At 25.9% G+C, this 21,605-nt stretch carries 8 protein-coding genes; all 8 read right to left on the bottom strand.

All coding sequences use genetic code 4. From position 1 onward, the window contains the following. Window positions 1–290: 290 nt before the first annotated feature. The 8 genes from H9M94_RS00480 to H9M94_RS00445 all read right to left on the bottom strand — a co-directional run bounded on the left by H9M94_RS00480 (window position 291) and on the right by H9M94_RS00445 (window position 21,483). A complete protein-coding gene (locus tag H9M94_RS00480) occupies window positions 291–10,427 on the bottom strand; it encodes a M60 family metallopeptidase (protein ID WP_187469646.1) in 10,137 nt (3,378 codons plus the stop codon). Window positions 10,428–11,364: 937 nt separating this feature from the next. After that, the gene (locus H9M94_RS00475) at window positions 11,365–12,471 is read right to left on the bottom strand and encodes a hypothetical protein (protein ID WP_187469645.1); all 1,107 of its coding nucleotides are present in this window, start codon (window positions 12,469–12,471) and stop codon (window positions 11,365–11,367) included. A 904-nt stretch (window positions 12,472–13,375) separates the two neighbouring features. Further along, window positions 13,376–15,796 (bottom strand): hypothetical protein, encoded by a 2,421-nt coding sequence (locus tag H9M94_RS00470; protein WP_187469644.1) that lies wholly within the window; start codon window positions 15,794–15,796, stop codon window positions 13,376–13,378. A gap of 12 nt (window positions 15,797–15,808) precedes the next feature. Next, window positions 15,809–16,231, bottom strand: coding sequence for a hypothetical protein (locus H9M94_RS00465; RefSeq protein ID WP_187469643.1), 423 nt, complete (start codon window positions 16,229–16,231; stop codon window positions 15,809–15,811). Continuing rightward, window positions 16,231–18,264, bottom strand: a complete 2,034-nt coding sequence (locus H9M94_RS00460; protein WP_187469642.1) for an AAA family ATPase — start codon at window positions 18,262–18,264, stop codon at window positions 16,231–16,233. Before H9M94_RS00460 ends, H9M94_RS00465 begins: the two co-directional genes overlap by 1 nt. Continuing rightward, on the bottom strand, window positions 18,251–18,463 hold the full coding sequence (locus H9M94_RS00455; RefSeq protein WP_187469641.1) for a hypothetical protein: 213 nt from the start codon (window positions 18,461–18,463) through the stop codon (window positions 18,251–18,253). The genes H9M94_RS00460 and H9M94_RS00455 overlap by 14 nt, the downstream gene beginning before the upstream one ends. Continuing rightward, complete coding sequence (locus H9M94_RS00450; RefSeq protein WP_187469640.1) at window positions 18,456–20,564, bottom strand: DEAD/DEAH box helicase family protein; 2,109 nt, start codon at window positions 20,562–20,564, stop codon at window positions 18,456–18,458. The genes H9M94_RS00455 and H9M94_RS00450 overlap by 8 nt, the downstream gene beginning before the upstream one ends. Then, on the bottom strand, window positions 20,548–21,483 hold the full coding sequence (locus H9M94_RS00445) for a site-specific DNA-methyltransferase (protein WP_222931577.1): 936 nt from the start codon (window positions 21,481–21,483) through the stop codon (window positions 20,548–20,550). The genes H9M94_RS00450 and H9M94_RS00445 overlap by 17 nt, the downstream gene beginning before the upstream one ends. Window positions 21,484–21,605: the final 122 nt, after the last annotated feature.

The raw sequence follows: 21,605 nt of genomic DNA, 5'->3' as shown, positions 1-21,605 counted from the left end.
TTTTAAAAAATTATACTACTTTGAGAATCATATAATTTGTAAACAAATTTATATGAATTGTTTGATTTTAATTATTTTGTCTAATATTAATAAAACAAAATTCAAAATGGCCTACTTAGGAAAAATACAGGTAATCTTGTTCGAAAAACTTATCTTGATTCTAAAATTTATTAGTTGTTAAATAATTCACTTCAAATATTAATTATTAAAGATTATGTAGGATAAAAACCCAGACGAGGAAACAAATATTTTAAATCAAAAACCAGATGCCTAAAACATCTGATTTTTTCTTATTTTAAAATACCTAAAAATGTAATTGCGAGCGGTTTATTTTGTTTGTTTTTTACTTTGATTGTGTGTTTTCCACTCTTAATTTCTTCTTGAGTTAAAACATAAGTGAATAAGTTTGAATTGTATTTAACATCATCTGAATTGGTTGAATTTGTACTAATAAGTTTACCATCAATGTAAACATCAAAATTTGTAGCTTCGGTTGAACGTTTTCCAAAAATAGAAATTTGTTTACCTTCAAATTCATATTCAAAATAATTATTTGCTCCGTTTGTAACTGCGGTTAAGTTATTTACATTTGAATTGAATTTATTGTATTGATTCTTATCAAAGTCTCAATCACCATAATATTTAATTTCAGGATTGTTAATCCCAATGATGTGTGTCATTCGTTTTTCACCTAGTGTTCCACTTCAGTTTCAAAATTTAGCAACTTGACTTTTATCTTTAACTTCTGAATTATAATAACGTCTCTTGTAATTATATTTTGGATCAGTTGCGTATTCTGCTCACTTGTTGTGATCTGTTGTTACATTTGCTATTGTGTCAGATAATGTATTTTTATCAATTGGATAAGTTTTATCGCCTTTTTTAAGTCATACATCAAAACTTCCTGCACTACTTACATTGTAAGCATTGAATTCAATGTCATAATATTTACCTTTTTCAAAATGATATGTTCTGATATTTAATGGTCTACTTGTTCATCTATTTTGTCTGAAGACAACTTCACCATTAATCTTAGCCATGAAATAATCATCGAATCTGGCCATAATATCATAATCACCTGTTTCATCTGGTGTTCATTTCATTTTGTATTGAACTAGTTGTCTATTTTTGTTATTTAGGTAGTTCATAGCATTTAGTCTATGATCAGCTGGCGTTTTAACAACTGAAATTTGACCTAATCTAACTAATTCATTTGCTTTGTTTACCGCTTCATCTATGCTGTTTACATTATTTGGCAATGTATCATAAATGTAGTAAACGGGTCTGTTAACAACATTTCTAACCTTAATTTTTCATTTGTATGATGGTACATAATTTTCTGGTTTTCCATCAAATTCATCCGGTGTTATTTCTACATCAAACTCATCAATTTGATCTAATGAATTGGGATTTGCATGATAAATAACTTTTTTAGGATTATTTGGATCAACAGTTAATGTTCCACCTAATTTTGAATTTTTATTAAACTTAATTTTTGATCATCTAAAATTCTGATTTGGACTATTTATACCATGTTCAAAGTCAAATACGTAATCTTCTCCTGCTGGAATTTGGAATGCAGCAGTTGTATCTTCTTCGTATGAGAATGCTCTTGTTTGACTATTATAGAAATATTGACCTGATGCATATAAGTTACCAACAAAATCAAAAGCTGTATATTTTTTATTGATTTTCTTAATTTCAATTTGTTTTTGTTTTTCAGCTTCTATTTTTTGTTTTACACCATTAATATTGATATTCAATAATCTAATATCAATTTCAATTTGTCTCATTTCTTCTACTTTTGCATCTAATGATACTTTAAATTCATCTCTATTTGTAATTTCAGGTGAATTATCTTCATATTTTTTAATACCTTCAGCATATTGAGCACTAAGCACTTCATATCTATCTGATAGACGTTTTTGTTGATTTTTAATATTTTGAATCTCTGCTTCAAAACGTGGTGTTAAATCAGAAATTGAATCAGTTAATTTCGAACTTCAGTTTCTTGCTTTAAATGGATGAACAAAATCTAATTTAAAGTAATCCGATAATGCTTGAACAGTTTCAAAACCTTTATCATGATGTCCGTTTTGTGCAGATCACTCAGTTCAATCAATAAAACGATCTTGCCCAAGTGAATAAATCATTGATGCATAAAGTGCATATCAATTTGTTCCATGTTTAATATTAATAAACGGGTTAGATAAGTATGATCAGCCTCAACCATGCTCACCATTTAAGTTTTTAAAACTTCTTCATCTGTTTGTGTCATTAATATAACTTAAGTTGATTGTTGAAACAGTGTTGGTTCATCCATGATCACGAATGTTAAATGGATCTTGGTTGTTTTGGAAGTTGTGGTTAACTTCATGGTAGTTTCCTCAATCTTGGAATGAAAATTCTACATTACCTCTAAGATATGTTCCGCCCCAACTAGTTGGCGCATATAAATTATTTCCACCACCTCAGGCACCGGCTCCCCCTCAAATATCATCACAATAATTTAGTCTTAAATATGGTGCTGTATATCTATTTCATTTAAATGAACCTTCATAAAAGCTATTTCACTTTTTCATAACTTCGCCAGGATACACAATTCGATCAAGTTTTTCATATCCAACTGCATTATCACCTGTTCACGGAACTAAAATAGATGCATATTGTGTTTGAATAGCCATCTCTGGAGCATTTAATTCACCGTTTTTAATTTTTTGAATTTGTGCATCTCAATCTTCTTTTGTTGTTTTACCATCAAAGTATGCAAGCATTTCGATACCATTTTTAATTGTTAAATCATAAATTGCTGAATTATCATTTCCATAATTCAAATCAGCATCAATTGATAGTGATATTGGACCACCAAATGGTGAAGCAACTTTGATTGTCCTGTTCGAATCGATTTCGTTTAAGTCAAACCTAAATGTAGATTGTAAGAAAGGATAACGATTTGAAATTCTACCACTATCATTAAAAGGTCTATTATCTCAATAGTTTTGGTTAATAATAACTGTAATTGGCATTCTATTAAAACGTTTAAATCTCTTAATTGTCTCAGAAGAGAATTGAATTTCAACAACTTCTCCAGGGACTGCATAAATACCCGTATTATAAACTCCATAAACATCAGCCGAAATACCCATTCTTCTTGTTAAACTTTTTGTATCAGGGGTTATTTTTCTTTGATAAAACTCTTTTGCGGCCGGGTGCTGTTTTAATGTACCATTTCTAATTTGTTCTTTAATTCATCATGGATCATTAAATTTTAATTTTGTTCCAGGAACTTTTTCTTCTAGCACTAAGTTAGAAATATTTGTTCTAACTCCATTGATATCTAAGAATGATCTTCTGTTTCCATCTGCTTCATAGTTATAGTTTCACGCAGGATATTTAAATCCATATTTACCATAATCTCTTAATAAATCTGTTTCATAGAAATTATCGTTTGGAGTTCTTGTAACATATTCAAGATCTTCAATATAACCATTATTAAATGTAATGTTTTTACTTGCTATTAATCTAAATTTATCTTGATTATTTACCAACTCAAGGCTTGAGATATAAACTTCATTTGTATATCATTCAACATTATCAGAATTCTTAATTAAAAGTTTATATGGACCGACTTGAGTTGCATTTAATGTCGGACTTGTTGCGCCATCGATCTCATGACCATAGAAGTATCATTGATAACTTAATGAAGCATCATTACTTGAAGCAATGATTGTAGCTTGATTATTTACTAAAGTTGCATTATTTGATGCGCTAATTGTAATATTTCTTAATGGGTTATTAACTTTAAATGTTAAGTCGCTTGTTATCCTAAAATCTGCGAATGAAACTTTATTTAAGTAACCTGAAATCAATAATGAAACTGGTTGGTCTAAATTAATAAGTTCAAGTGGTATAGTTGGTGTTTTTGAATTTGTATTATATATTTCTTTATCACCTGTGAATCATTGGAATTGGTATAAACTCACTTCATCATCAAGAATTAATTTTGCACTAAAGTTTTCAGCATTTGCTATTGAATAACCATTATTCATCAACTCAATTCTTGCAGCGTTAAGAATTGTTAAAATTCTGTCTTTATCAATTAAATATTGTTCAAGTTCATTGTATGAATCTTCTAAATCATTTTTAACTTGTTCAATTTGAAGAATATTATTAATTGTTCCATCTGGATTAATTGAGTTTTTTGCTGTTTGTAAAGCATTTTGGTAAAGTTCCATCATTTTTGGTGGAATTGGAAATTGTGGATTATTACTTTGGTGTTCTTCAATGCGTTTTGCTAAACCATTAGTTGTATTTTCGATATTAGCTAATAATTCAAGTATTTTATTTTTAAATAAATCAGCATTATCATTAATTGTTTGATATTTGTTTTCTAATTTTTCGAGTTCAATTAAATTTTCTGTTTTAGCTATTTCGTCTTTCATTTGTGCCTTTGTCACAGTATCAAAAAGAGTATATGTACCAATTTTAGCTAACGCATCATTCAATCTTTGCTCACCATTTAATTGCTTTCTAAGTTCTTTTAACTCATTAACTTTAATAGATACACCAAGCGCTGTAATGAATGGGTTTGAAAATTTTGTTTTGTTTGCATTTAAGAATAATTTCTTACCACTATTTAATTGGTTTAAGAATTTTGTAACCAATTCATTTGGTGCATATTTCATATCTAAAGGTGGATTGTCTAAGTCTTTAAATTCTTCATCAATTGATAAAAATGTACTTACACTTTCAACATATAAATTAGCATCATTTAAAATTTCTTCAACTGAAGTTTCAAAGTATTCGTCCTTAATATCATTTTTAAGTTTTTGTATAACTGTCAGTACTAATACATTTGTATATTTTTCAGCATCAAGAATACTTGCTTTTTCATTTACATATGCATCATCAAGTTTTGCTGGACGAGTTACGGTTTTGTTAATTGGTAATTCAAAATCTGTAAATGTAACATCCTTATATGAACCAGAAAGCACAAGTTTGTTTACATTTTGGACTGTTGAAGCAGTTCTAAAATAAATATTTAATTGATTTCCTTTTTCACGTGAAACCGAGTTATTTACATATCAATCGTAATTAGAGATACGAATTCCAGGAATATCCAATAATGTAAATGTAACCGGTGTTCTTTTATTCATGAAGTTTCCATTATTTGAAACTGTAATGTTTGCAGAATGTAGAGCATTATTTAAGAATTTATGATTTTCATAAATACTTAATGTTCTTTTATATACATTAGCAAGATTTTCCTTTGTCATAGATGTATTAGCATCAAATGAATTTAATTTTCTATTATCTAAAATACTATTTGCGACACTTAATTTAGATGATAAATCATCTTTAATATTTGTTGGTAAATCAATGATGTTATTAGTTTGGTTGTTATATACATCAATATTATTTAATAATTGATTTGTTTTATTAATTAGTGAATTAATTTCTGCAACATCATTACTTTTTGAAATTATGTCTGTCACTTTGTTTCTTAATGATGAATAACTGTTTGTTTTTAATAATTCGTCATTAATTTTATTTTGTAAATCAGTGCTTAAATTAGTTGCTTGAATAAGAATATCTGTTAATGCTTGGTTAAAGTTATCATCACCATCAAGGTTTTGTTTTTGTAGATAAATATTATTTCTTATATCTTCTAGACCTTTTTTACTAATATACTTAGCAAATTTTGAATGATCATTATTCAATAAGTTTAATAATTGGCTTAATGCTACAGTTTGCGCTTGTTTTAAGTCTTCTGAAGCATAAATATAAGGTTTTCTATCGTCTATTGAACCAGTAAGGAATTGTTCAAAAATAAATGAAGTTCTACCACCTGGTTGTAGGTTTTTACTTTGATCTTTGGCATTATCAATTATTTGATCAATTTCTTCAAATGATTTAGCATTTTTGATTTGTTCTTTGTAATTGTTTTTAAGTTCAAAAGTGAAATTATCAATATCACTAATAATTGCTTGATTTTTAATATTGTAATCTTGTAATGAAATTGGGTGAATAGTGATTGGACCTAACACATAGTCATTAAAACTTCTTCCATTACCATCTGTACCACTGATAAATACTTTTACTTCAGCACCTAAACGTTGGTATACACTACTTTGTAAAGCTTGAGTTAGTTTAGCGCTTGAACTAAATGATAATGTTCTTAGTTCTTTGCCGTTTACTATTCATCTCGCTGTAGAAACATTAATGTAATCTGGTTTTTTGATTGATAAACTAACTGAATCTGCATATCCAAATGAATCAGAAATTGCATTATTTAATAAGAATACCCCAACAAGATTTGCATCATTTAAATTACTAATGCTTTTTTCAACTTCAGTTAATACCGTTGTGAGTGCATTTAATTCCTCTTCATAATCTTGATTAAAATCTTTTAATTGTTTAATCTCTCTCGATGGACCAAAAAGTTCTTCAACATGTAAAACATCAAATTTATCATTTGCGTGTTGAATTGCATTATTTAATTTTTCTTTTAATTCATTAGGAATTGAATTATTATTAGCAATTTTGTTTTTGAGTTTTATTGCATCACCCATTTCTCTTGTTGTTTTGAGTAATTTCGCTAACTTTTGTGCATATTTTGTCTCAGATATAGCTTTGTCTTTGAATTCAATGAATGTGTTGTAATCATTTAATGTTGCGATTTGGTTATTTATTTCATTCTTAATATTATTCGGCAATAATTTGCGATTTTCTCTAATTAAACGTGTTAATTCAGAAACGCTTTGTTCCCCATCAAATGAATATGAAATACGTTTAATTTCACTTAATAATTCATTGATTACATTAGGTGTTTCATTTACTAATAATTTTGAATAATCGGTTGTTAGAAGTGTTTTTAGTTCATTAAGTTTAGCATCATATGCACTTTTAACTTCTGGTTTTGAAAAAACATATTCTTGGTTTCTGTTAGTTGTTCTTTGAATTTCTTCAATAATTTTTGAAACTAAGTCATTTTGTGTTTTGGCATCATTTAAAATTTGGTCTGCAGTTTCTTGATTTGCTGAATTCATTATTGCTTTTATATGAACATTTCTAAGTGTTTCATCAAGATTGCTCAATGAGGCTATTTCATTGTAATAAGAATCTTTATTCTTATTTGCTCATGTTGCTGGCAGAATTGTAATTACATTCGTTTTTGCATCTGAGAATGTCTGGTTTTTGTAACTCCCTGAAATTAATGCATAAACTTTTTTATCTTCAAGAGTTTGGTCCTTATTAAATGATGGTTGTGAATTTAGTAATGAATCATTTACATATCATTTTATGTTTGTAACATTTAAATCTGGATTCTTGTTCTCTTGATTTAGAGATACTACTATATTAGTGTTGTTATCATCGAATTCACCATTATTACTTGCAGATACACGAATTGTGTTTAATGCATTTTTTAATTCTAAGTTTTCATTAATAAATTGAGTTAATTTACCTTTTGCCGCTAATAACTGATCAAAAATTTCTTGAATATTTGTATCTTGATTATTTAAAACAGAGTGGTCTTTGTTTTGAACTTGTTCAAGAATTTCATTTGCTTTTTGAATTTTATTTTGATAATCTGATTTTAATTCTAATGGTATTAACTTGTTGTTAACATCACTTTCATATGAACTTATTTGATTTTGTAAGTTATCATCGTCATTTAAGATGCTAATCACACTAATAGTTTGTTGATTTTTACCATTTCATTTTTGGTATATTGAATCAAGATTTTCATAATCGCTTGCAGTTTTTATTTCACTTTGTGCAAGCATTATAAGGTTGTTTGATAAATAATCAAATTTATTTATTTTTGAGTTAATATCTGTGAAATTAGCATCACCATTGAAAGAATTCATTAATCTCTCAATATCGCTTTTTAAAGTCATTAATTGTTGTTTGTTTGTTTTAATAATTAATTTAGTTTTAGTTGTATCAAGTAATTGTTCTAATTGATAAATATTTACAGTTAGATCAGTCTTGATTTTTGGAGTAGAAAACTTATAATTATTAGCATTTTTATCTAGTTCAGAGTATCTTTGATAAATCTCTGCTAATTGCATAGCATTCGTATTTAATTCTTTTGCCTCATTTAATACTTGTGTTGCTAAAGCTGATGTTAAACTTGTTTCAAGTTTAATTTCAAAATCATTAATGATTCTAGTATCAAGTGCTGATAATGATTTCAATTCCTCTTTAAGTGGATTAATTATATTATCAGGCAATCTAAATTTGTGCACTACAACTACTGGTAATTTGAAATCAGTGAATGATTCTGTATCATATGAACCAGTAATTTGTAGATATACATCATGATTAGTAGTTGTTTCTGCAGGTGCAAATGTAATTACATTAGTATTTAAATCATTAATAACTTGTTCATCAACAACTCATTTATATGTGCTAATTTGGAATTTTAAATCTTTAGGTAAGTTATCAATGTAAACTGAAACAGGTTCGTTTTCGCTAACAAAATAACCATCATTACTATTTGTAAGAATTAATTCTTGTAAAATCTTGAATAAATTATTTTTATTTGTAATGAACTTAATTATCCCTTCGCTTAAGCGATTAAACTCAGATAACGTAGTGATATTTTCATCACTATTATGAAGTAGTTTTTTACTTGTCTTATCAATGAAATCAGCATTTTCAATAATATTCAATGAATGTTCTCAATCAGATTTGATTTTTTCAACAATCATTGTTTTTGTTTCATTTTCGTATTTAGCAATTAATTCTTTTATTTCATTTGCTTTTTCTAAGTTTGTAAAAGCTGTTTTAGTTACATTATTTTGATTGATTAAAGCATCAACATTATCGTTTAAACCTTGTAGTGTGTTTGATTCATTTAAAAGTGATTTTCCAGTAGCTTTAATTTCATCAGATAAATTGTTTAATTCATCAATTGTATTAATACTATTTTGTAAGTTACTTCTACCATTTAAAGAATTTTTAGCAACATTGTATCTAGATTTTAGGTTTTGAATGCTTGTTGAGTTAATATTGCTTGGTTCAATTTTTAATGCGCTAATATTTTCTATCGCTGTATTTAAGTTATTTTGGTTATCAATTGAAGCTAATTTATAATTAACATCATCTTTTAAATCATCTGTTGCAATTACATTAAATAAATTATTTGTTTCAGTTGCTAATACAACTACTCCAAGTGCTTCTTCTTTTGAAATTGATGATTCAATTCTAGAGTTTAATTCTTGTTTTATTTCATCACTTAATTCAAGTGAATTAACTTTATTTGTAATTGATGTTTTATTTCTATTTTGTCAAGGTGTTTTAGTTAAAATAATTGAATTTAAGTTAACTGTTTTACCTTTGTAAATAATTTGAGGCGCAACATTAATAGTTAACTCTTCCGGTTCAAAAATAATAATATAAGTATCATCTTCATTTTCAACTTTTGTACCATTTTTAAACCAAACAACTTCAACCTGTTGAATATCTAAGTCATCTGGAAAAATAAGTTCTACAGTTATTGTTTCATTTTCGTTATCAAATGTTTTGATGTTATTTTGAGTTATAAGTTGTGATTTTAAAGCAACTTTTATATCTTCATCTTGAATGCTATCTTGTAACTTTTTAATTGCACCTTCAATATCATTTGCCTCTTTATCAAAGTTTAAAACATCAATATCAGTGTCATTTATTCTTGCTTTAGTTGAGTTGATAAATGATGATAATTCTTCTTTTGCTGCATCTGTAAAAATATCGCTCTTAAGGTTTTTCTCAGCATCTTGAATCTTGATTTTAATGACGTTTAATTTATTGTTTGAATCTTGATATTGTGCTAGTTTTTTATGTGCATCACTTAATGAATTTGAATTTGATATTTTAGTTTTAATATTTTCTTTTTGATTAGATGCAAAACCATCTAATTTATCAATTTCATTGAATACTTTTTCTAAATTTTCATCACCGTTTAATTCGGATAATCTTGTTAGAAAATTTTGTTTTAAATTACCAAAATCAAATGCATCATCTAATAACTTATCGTCTTGAATATTTTTATTTTTTTCATCAATAATTGCATTGAGTTGAACTTGTTTGGATTTATCAGCGAACTTATAATTGTTTCTTGTTTCTAAATCTTTATTGCTATTAAAGAAATCAATAAACTCTTTTACTTGCATATTTTTCTTTTTGATATTTTTAAGAAATTCATTTTTTTCTTCATTAGTTGCAAGGTTGTTTATTTGTTCCTTATATCTTTCCTTTATCCCTTCTGAAATGTAATTTAATTCATCTATTTGTTTTTCATAATCATTAGTCTGTGTGGTTGTCTCGCTTTGAGATCTTTTTGAAGCTAAAACCCCACCAGTAACCCCACCGAGAAGCGCTAATGCACCTATGGTAGAACCAATAATTATTTTCTGTTTTTTGCTTAATGGTTTTTTCATACCTTTATCATATAACAAATTAATAATTTTAATTATTAAAAGTACTAAAAAAATACTACTCAGTTCAAAATTTGTTCATTTTCTAAAATTTGATTTTGTTGATACAAAACAGTTCTTGATAATTCCTTTTATTACTATGGTGTAATGTTATTGGTTTTTTATATTTTTAAAAGTAGTTGCTAGTAATTTTTTACCAAAAACAAAAACCATTTAAATTTAGGTCTAAAAACAAACCACAATTAAAGTGAATTAGATTGCTTAAAACCTCATTTTTATAATCGTTTTTTCATACAAATTATTGCTAAAAATTATTCAGAAATTTAATAGATATTTCAAATATTCCTTGAGAATTTTCATGCTTATTAAATTGATTTATTTTAGAATATAAAATTCTAGCGCGAATACTACACGCTAGAATTTTATAATTCATAACACATTGTTTAATCTATGGTTTTAAGGCATTTATTGGCACAACATAAACACCATCAGATCTTTTATAAGCATAAGAACCAACACCTGTTATAATAATCATTTTGCTAGGTGCTCACTCACGATATTCATATCTTTTTTTAGTATTTTATCTCTTAATGCTTCGCATTTTGCTTTGAATTTTAATAGATTTTCTGCACCTTTATTGATGGAATCATCGCCACCTAATTTGACTTCGATTGCAAAATAACTTTTATCTTTGTGGTCTATCTTTTTTAAATCATATTTTTATGCAAAATGTAAAATGAAATCTATGTAATTTGTAAAGTGAAAGTTATGCAAAATGTAAAATGAAATCTATGTAATTTGTAAAGTGAAAGTTGTGCAAAATGTAAAATGAATTTTTTATGCCTAAAATATAGAGTTAAAAAAAGAACACAAATTACAAACTTAAAGAGTGCAATTTGTGCTTAGTTATTTATTATTTTTCACTTTTTATTATGTCGAATTAATTGCTAGAAACTCTCTTAAAACGAGTGGTTATTTTATAATATATTTTTCTCATACCATGGAGCATATTTAAAATCTTATCTTTATCAAATGAAGCAATCGATAACATTGCTAATAAGATTGTAAAGTATGATATGAAGCATGCTTTGAAGTAGTAAATAGGTGTTTGATCGAATGACTTATCTCTTCATATGTTCGTTAGAATATCAGAAGCAATATAAAAGGCATTGAAGTGGAATGCAAACTTGTAGAATTGCACGAACATAACAGAGCTAAAAGGATTGAGTAATACAATAAATGGTGTTACAGAAGCAAATAACTTTTCATCTTTAATCATGTTTTGGTATGTTAAATTATTTCCTGGGCGCGAGAATTTTTCTCAGTCATATGAATTAAAATGATTAAACGCTTTAATTGAAAGAACAAGCAAAATAATAACCGAACTCATAAGATAAAATCCAAAAATAACATATGAAATTCATGTTTTTTGAGTTTTTTGAGAAATTTTCTTAGAGATATAAAATGAGATTAGAATTGATAAACATGCAAAAAACGAATTGCTTAAGTGAAATAGTATTCTACTATTTTCGACATCAGTAAATGCACGCATCTTACGTTCCATAAAATAGTTATTGTAAATAATTACAAATGTTACATTAATAACTAATCATAATATCAAAAATGTATTTGCAGGAAGTCTATAACTTTTATATTTCACTCCTTTTTTAGCAAAATAGTTAAAGTTATAAGTAAGAATAAATAAAACCAAGAAATTAAAGAAAAGTACAAAGATAGATGTGTAAATAATATCTGCAGTTAAAATAATCGTTTCTGTACCAGTTATTGAATATGGTTCATCTCTATATCCTAGCGAAGCCGGAACACTGTTCCCTGGTGAAGCATTTGGAAAACTACTATCTCTTACTTTTGGTCAATAATAATTGTAGAATAAAACAAAACCGATTATTTCTAGTAAAAAGATAAATAAGATAATTCAATTTCTCTTTATGAAATCTTTATTGTTTTGGTTAAAAAGACGTTCTTTTATAAATTGACCCAATGGCTGAGATTTTATAGTTATTGAAATTGATATTTTAATACCCATATTAAACCTTTCCTTTCCATAACACAAAAGATGCTATTAATATTGATATTTAATTTATCAAAGTAAAAGAATACTTTTTTTCAGTGATATAACTAATTTTTACTTTTTAGCGTCACATTGTGTATGAAAACGTTATCACACACTTTTATTTTATTAAATTCAGAAATATTTAGCAAAATACACTATTTTGTCCATTATTTGTGGAAAATAATTCATTTTTTCATATTTTTAATATCGCAAATTTTGTTATTTTTACAACCATATGCCATCTTTAATCTTTAAATTCAATATTAATTTAAAAATAAATATAAACTGAATGCAATCATCATAAACACAAAATTAAGTAGTTTTTTTATGACGACAAATTAAACTTATAAACAAATACAAAATAGTTTCTTATGCCTAAAATATAGAATTAAAAAGTGCACAAATTACAAACATAAAGAATGTAATTTGTGCTTAGCTATTTATTTCTTTTTTTCGGCTTTTATTATGTTTGATTAGTTATAACCTTCTTACAATATCAAATTATTCTGTAATATGTTTTCTTATCTTAAGAAATTTAAATTTAAGAAGATTATTTTATACTAAACAATAAACATATGCAGTATCGCTTACTGCTAAAATTACTATAAAACAATAATGTTTTTTGTGATTCCCAAGTCATGATAGGTTCACAATTTCTGCGATTATATTGTGCATGGAAAACATTGCCACACACTTTTATTTTATTAAATTTGCCAATATTTGCAAAAAATGTGTATTTTGTTCCACAAAAAGTTCCACATTTTTGGAGAAAATACACTTTATTTAATCTTTTTTGGGATATCAGTAAAAATACACAAAGTTTGAAATAAGGTAAAAATTAAACAAAACTCAACACAAAAATGTTGAGTAGTATTCATTAAATTTTATGTATAAAATCATTTTCAATCTTAAATTCTTGTTTTTCAGAAAAATGGTTCAATATTTTTTTAACATCTATTTTAGTTTTAAATTCGCTTAAAATATAGTTTTCAACTTCTTTTACATTCACACCATTATGATCGCTATTTTTATCGCAGTTTTCTATGCAAAATTTAACAAATGAATAAAAGTTATTCATATTTTTATATTTAGATGATATTACGCAAATTTTACTTTTATAATCTTCTTTAGTTACTAAAGCATTAGAAATCCTTGATAAACATGATGTTACATAAATTAAATATCTAAAAAATAAATAATCTTCAATATTTTCTAATTTTTGAATACATGAAATCTCATCAGGAGATAGAAACTTATGAAAGTCATTGCATACTTCATCGTAATTAACATAAACTAGATTAGTATTTTCTAGATGTTCTTGTACTTTTATACCTATGACATAAAGTTTTTCAAAATCTATATCAAAAGAATACATATTAAAATGTTTATTATTGTGAATTAACGATTTCAGTAAATATGGTTTAAAATCAAAGTTTGTTTTTTGAAAATAAAAAGTGTTATATAAATAATCAATATTAAATACTTCATTTAAATCGCTATCACTAAAAGTTAGAACTTTTTTCTCGGTGAAATAAGTAGTTAAAAGATCTTTGATATTTAAATATTGGTCAGTTTTGTAAACTAAATTATTTGTTATTCTGATATTTATTTGTTTGCAATTATTGTTGCTAAGAATAATATTTGACGCTTCAGGATTGATATTCTCAATAATAAATTGATTGAATTTTTCTCTAGATACAAAACCATTATTTTGTTCTAGAAAAGATAATATTTTATCAATTTCTGTTTGATATCTTTTAATATCAAGTTCCATGAATTCTAGCATTTCATCTGAATAAAATATTTCATCACCTTTTATGAATGGTTTGATATATTCTAAGGCATTATTAAAGTATGAATCTCTACCAATGCAAAATTCTTCTTCTAAATACTCTTTGAAATCATTGATTTTAATTGGTGACAATTCTTTGATTTTTTGAGTATAAAAACTTCTTGCATCAAAATTCTTTTTAGTTATTGTTGGTACTCTTACAAAGTCAACATCATGTTTTAATTTATCTGCAAATTTGAGCTTAGCTATTTGAAATAGTAATTCAGCGCTTTCAATGTTGTTTTCATTACACTCTTTCTTGTAGATGTTAAAGAATTTTTCGATATTCATTATTGCATCAATTGACTTTAAAAATAATTCCAATATATTTAAAAAATCATCTGATAAATCATTATGGTTGAAATAAACATAATTATGTGATCCTAGATTAAAAATATTTTCTTCTCTTTCAATATAACCTAAAAATGTCCTATTGTTATCTGAGCACACAAATGAATCTATTTGTTTAACTTCTAGTTGAATGTTATTATCAGAACAAAAAGAATAAAACTCTGGATATATTTCAACAAGATTGAAATATTTTAAATCTTTTTTAACTATGAAATAGGTAAATACTTCACCCACTTTGCCGAAGATTTTACCATCTATAAAATATTTATTCGTTATTCTAGCATACTCTTCTCATTGAGACTTTGTTCCTCTTTCGTTTAAGTAATCTAATATCTCTTTTTTAGGTTTTGTATTTGTTTTAAGTTTCAAATATCTATAAAGTTTTGAATCATCTAAATCAATGATGCTCATATGCTGTTGTGAAATTTTGTATTCATTGAAAATAGGCGTAAACTTTTCTTCATTTTCAAAATAAATGTTTGAATTCTTAATAATATTAATAAACTTTTGTAGTCGATTACCTATAGTTGTTGATGTTGCACTTTCTAAATATGCTAAGTCATTCATTGTTCTTTCATCTACTATATATTTTTCAAATAAATCTATATATGGCATTTGTCCTGAAAACTCATTAATAAATAAATCAAATGTATAAAGTTTTTTAGTTTTTAAAACGTTTTCTTCATGATTTGTGGATTCCTGCAAATTATCTATATCTTTATTATTTAATTTGAAATATTCAATAACAAAATTACGCAAGCTAATTAATTTCTTATCACCAAATAAATAATTGATTTTTAATCCATTTGCAAAATCATTTGCTAAATCTTCGATTGTATTGAAACCATTTTCTATTAGACGCTCTATTACAACTTTACTAAATTGAACTTGTAAAGAATGAATTGATAAATAATCATTGTTTATTTTTGTAAAAATTCTTAAATTCTCTTCTTTAGATGGTGTTAATTCAAAATCTCAAAATTGCAATATTTTTTCACTTGTAATTTCATCATCATAATATGTATCATATAAATCTAATGGTAATTTTTTTATACAATTAGGATTATCAAGCATGTTAAAAATATAAATATTTTTATTTATTTTTCTTTTAATCATATTAAATATTCACTAATTTAATTCCTTTAAAATTGTGTAAAAATCTATCACGGAATTTTGACTGAAATTTTCATTTCTATATCTAGATTCAAGTCAGTTTAAACCTAAAATAATCATTCATCTTAATAATTTAACTGTATCAAAATTCTTCTCTGCTTCTGGTATCTCAAGTTCTCTAATAATGCCTTGTACAATCCCGTCTGGATCGATACTTGAAACATTTCAATTTGTACCAGGTAAAAGACCAGTGTCTTTATTTGGAATAACATTTTTAAATGTATTTTCTCGATGTTTAAATAATTTCTTATTAATAGCAATTAATGCACCGTATTTCGCAACATCAGCTTTGGTATGAAAAAAACCTGTTGAAATCATTTTGTCTGCAAATTCTTCATTATTTTTTGTAATTGCAAATTGTGTTGAAATTTCGCTCATTATTTAATTACCTCGATTTTTGTTTCATATAATTTGTCATTTTCTTTATCATCTTTGTAAATTTTAAATTCTTTAACAATTTCAGACTGATTTGTACGTTTAAAATTATCTATAATTTGATCTTCAAATGTTAATAATATAACTTGTTGAGACAACTCTTTAAGAGAACTTAAAATTGCTTCTTTGTGCTCTTTATCCAATGTTGAACCAACAGCATCTAGAACAATAGATCCAACTAGATTAGAATTCTTATGCATTCCATAAATTATCGACATCGTTAAAACATTTTCGTAACCAGTCGAAATATCTGCAACATCTTCACCATTATGATCTAAAACTTTTACAGTATAATCGTTGTAATCGATTTTAATTCTGCTCATTGCTTTTAAAGAAGCTGTTTTTGAAAAGAAGTGATTAGCATCTTCCTCAACTCTTTGTATCATTTGAGTGTTAAAATGAGAGATAGAAGCAGTTAAAATATTTTTAATATCTTTTAACAATCTAATTTTTTTATTAATAGTATTCATTTTATTTTCGTGGTCATCTAAAACTAGATTAGATTTTAGTTTTTCTAATTCTGTATTGTTGATTTCTAATTTTTGTTTTAAATCTGAGATGGACTTATCCAAACTGATTAATGTAGCTTCTTTTTTAATGCAATCAGAATTTAAGTTTTTTATTACTTCATCAGGAATATCAATAGTATTTCTTTTTTCCTTTAATTTCTTTAATTCTTGATTTTGTTTATTATTTTCTTCAATCAAATCAGAAATAGTAAACGTTTTATTTTCAATATCTTCAATTATGTTTTTGGGATTTTGAATTGAAGATAAACGAATTTGGATTCTATTTTTTCTTAATTTTCATTCTGATATTTTGTCTTTGAAATTATTCTTTTCAAATTGTTGTAATTCTTCATTGATTTTATCTATTTTATTTTCAAAATTATGTTTACTTTTTTCATCTATTTCATGAGAGCAAACGTTGCATTTGCTTTCTTTTAATATCATTTCGTATTGTATTTTTTCATTTGTGTTCTTAGTGTATTTTAGTTCCATCTCTTTTAAATTAGAAAATTCTTCAGAGGTATCGAAATCGTTCATAATTTTTGAATATTGTTTAAAAGTAAAGTCATTAAATCTTTTGCTCAACATTTCCTTAATTTCATTTTTTGTTTCTTTGATTCTATTATTGTTAATTGCTATGTTTTTCTCGGTATTTTTAATTTCATCAATAAGCCGGTTTATACCTTCGTTTTGAGATAATTGTTGTTTGATTTTTTCTATTTCAGCTTCAACTTGATCACGATGTTCTAAACGACTTTTTATGTCTTCTGTTATTTCACCAATTAATTGTTTTTTTATTTCAATATTCTTGTTAATTTCATTATTTTTCTTAATTTTTTTAAGTTCCTCTATTTGTTTATCTTCAAGGTTTTTTATAATTGAATTACAATCATTAAGTGAGTTTTTAATAACTTCTTCACCAAGTGTTTTTTTAATAGCCAAAACAATTTCAGCACTATTTTTGTTTTTTAGCAAACTTTCCGAAAATTTCGTGATTGTTTCACCTTGGAAGAAAATGAAATCTGAAATTTTTTCAGGAGCAATTGAGCGAAGTAAATTTTCAGCATCTCTTTTAGCTAAATTTTTCCCGTCGCACATTAAAAGTCAATCAGTTTGAAAGAAATTATCATCAACAGGTATGGTGTCTTCTTTATTTAATAGACCCGGTTTAACTTCTCTGATAAGTGTGTAATCTTGTTCATTATATTGGAATGATAGAATTACAGAGAAATGATATTTTCTTTCTTTTTTTGCCTTGTTATTTAAAATATTTAGATAAAAATCAGTTTCTTTATAATTCGTTTTACCATAAAGAACAAATTTAAGTGCTTTTATAATGGTTGTTTTTCCTATACCATTTTTACCCCAAATAATTGAAACACCTTTTTTCTCACCGAAATTAAAAACATTATCATTTCCATAATAACTTATAAAATTATTTAATTTGATTTCTTTAATATGAAACATTTTCCACCATCTCTTCAATTTCATTTTTAATTTGTGTTCTTTCTGTCTCGGGAATAAATTGGTTTTTTTCTTCTAAATCAGTTATTTCCATTAAAAGTTTTAAAATTTCATCTTGTTCATCACTCGACTTATCAATTAATATCAATTTAATTTGTTCTTTGAATACTTTTTCGTATTTTTCTGTGTTCTTATTATTCATTTTCTTTTTCCTCCATGTCTGCAATTATTGGATTTCTATCTTTCAGTGTTTTTCAACCTTTTTCAGCTAAAATAATCTCAACTTCATTTAGGATTAAAGAATCATTAACTGCATCTTTAGCAAATTCTTGAATTCTATTTATCTCATTTAATACAAAGCGGGGTTCAACATAGAAATTACTATCTGGTAGTGTTAAAAAGTCATAAATCTTAGCATATGGCTTATTTTCATGCGTTCTTAATGCTCTACCTCTTCGTTGCACATACTGTCTATAATTTTGTGATGAAGCAACTAATATCAAGTTATCCAATATTGGAATATCCACACCTTCATCCAAACAATTTATTGCAAGAATAATTCCGCCATTTTGAATAAAAGTATTTAATGTTTCTTCTTTATTTGCCATTTCTGAATAATACTTATATAGATCATTTGTTATTGTACTTAGGATGTTATAGTATTCATCAATATGTTCTTTATCATCTAAATATATTAATCAATGTTGATTTTGTTGATATTTTTCTTGGATAATGTGTTGAACTTCATAAATTTTATTTTTTGCTTTTTTAACAATATCTGCTCTTTTGATTATTTTGTTAGTTAACTTTTCTTCTTCCTTATCGCTTCTTTGTTTTTTGCTTAACATCCTTGAAATATCACTGCTTAATTCTGCATATTTATTTTGTTCTTCATCAGTTAAATTAACCTTATAAATATAATAAAAATATTTACTTAGATATCCATCGCTTATTGCGTTAGACAATTGGTATTTTGGGTGTATTTCATTGATAAAATATTTTTTTATAAATTCAGTACCCTCAGGATCAAAAAATCTATTTGGAGTTGCTGAAAGACCCATTTTTGCTTTTGCTTTAAGATTGATTAAATTTTTATTATTTAAGGATCCTATATTGTGAACCTCATCACAAATAAGAAAAATATTATCTTTAGTATTTAATGTATTTCAGATAGAGTGTTTTACTGCACTAACATATGTACTAATAACACACTTTCTTTTAATATTTGTTCTATCAAGAAAAATTTTTAATGATGATCGACTAAATTCATTTCCACATCCAATTAATTTGAATTTAATATCATTATTGAAAAAATTATTTATTTCATTATATCATTGGTTAAAAAGTAATTCTCTAGGCACTAAAACAACAACAGTTTCATTCTTTTCATCCATTGCTTGCTTCATTGCGTTAAGTGCGGTGAAAGTTTTTCCGGCACCGGTACACATTTCAATTAAACCGTTTCTATTATTATCATTTCAATTTTTAAGAATTAATTCTTGATAAGGTCTTAATTTGCGCTTATCTACTTTATGAGTTACGAGTTTGCTATCGTTTTTAAAATGTTCTTTTATAGCATTTTTTATTAAAGTTTCTAAATCTAAATTTTTTTGTTTGATTTTATCAATTGAATTTTTTACTATTAAATTATTTAAAAAATCATATTCTATTACATTTACTTTATCATCAGTTTGATTTCAAATATTATCAAAGTCGTCTTTGATTTCTTTTGCCTCTTCTTCATCGGCATAAATATTTATATCTTCATTATTTCCATTTATATGTATCCCTTTATAAGTTGCATTCATAGAACCTGTAAAACCAATATAATTATTATTTTCATCTTTAAAATAACCGAATTTTCTGTGATCAATATTAATAGTGTCATCTTCAGATTTTGGTACTACAAACTTAATTTCAACTAAATCCATTCTGATTAATTCAGATAATAATAAAGTAGTGTCTGGATTTTCACTATTTAACTTTTCTAGTATCGAATCAATTTGAATATCATAATCAAAGTCCAAAATATCTTTATTTAAGGTGTTTTGGTTAGAACTCACAATTACTTCTAGATCTTTTAAATCATTAAATGGACTACAAATTAATTTCATTCTACCATTATTATTTTTGATAAATTCTACCAAACCATCTCTTATTGCTAAAAATACTGTTGAACGAAAATAGCAACTAGATCAATTGAAAACATTTGAATTCGTTAAACAAGGTTGAAAAATTTCTTTATTAAAATCATTTTTATCTTTTACATAACGTCTTTTTGAAAACTTAATGTTCGTCAACATCTTTTAATACCTCACTAATTCGTTGATTTGATAACTCAACATATTCACTAAGGATTTCAAAACCAATAAATTTTCTTCCATTTTTTACTGCTACAACTCCAGTTGTTCCACTACCACACCAAGGATCTAAAACAATATCATTTTCATTTGTGCATGCAAGAATGTATTTTTGGGGTACGTATTCCGGTTGTATTGCTTGGTGATTTAAACTTCTACTTGATGTTGCACCATAAATCACATTAGAATAACTATTTAATGTTTCTTTTTGCAATTGATAGTTGCTAATTAACGAATTTATCATTTCATCATTTTTGTTGATAAAAACATTTTTTGGTAAACAACCCTTTGAGTTCGGTTTAATCTTTTTCTCTTTAGCAACATAATTTAACCCATTAATTCTTGGTTTGAATATTGTCGCTTCATAGGTTTTTAATGATGAACCTTGATATTCATTTCTAATAGCATCAATATTAATTTGTCATTCTGGAGACTTAGAAAATCATAAATTATACTCATAAGCATCTTGGCAAGCTACTCTTAAACCAGTTGGTACTGGGTTAGATTTAAGTCATATTTCAATATCAACACAGTATAATTTGAGTTTCTTTTTCATGTGTAACATTAATTCTTCAATAATTAAAGATCGCTCAGATGAGAAAGAACCTTTTTTACCGGGGTTTCTATTTGCTTTAACATTAATAACTATAAAACCATCATCCCTTAACTTTGGTAAACATTTAGATAAAAATTTATCAATAGTTTTTAAGTATTCATCTGTCTTTCAAATTCCATAATTTCGTTTAGCATTGGGATAAGGAGGAGAACCATAAATTAACTTGATTGAATTATCATCAAGTTTTTTAATTAATTTTTCTGAATTTCCTTCTAAAATATCGAAAATTAAATCAGTATTTTTCACTTTTACCCCTTAAATAAGCACTTATTCACTTTTTTATAAGCTTACCAAAAAAAAAAAAAACAAGCCCGGACCAAATCAAATCGGACATTCCGATAGATTTATGCCGGTTGTGTCCTGTTTTA

It is taken from the genome of Mycoplasma sp. Pen4 (assembly GCF_014352955.1).
In the GTDB taxonomy this organism is placed as follows: Bacteria; Bacillota_I; Bacilli_A; order Mycoplasmatales; family Metamycoplasmataceae; genus Mycoplasmopsis.
This window is presented reverse-complemented; position numbering and strand designations above follow the sequence as displayed.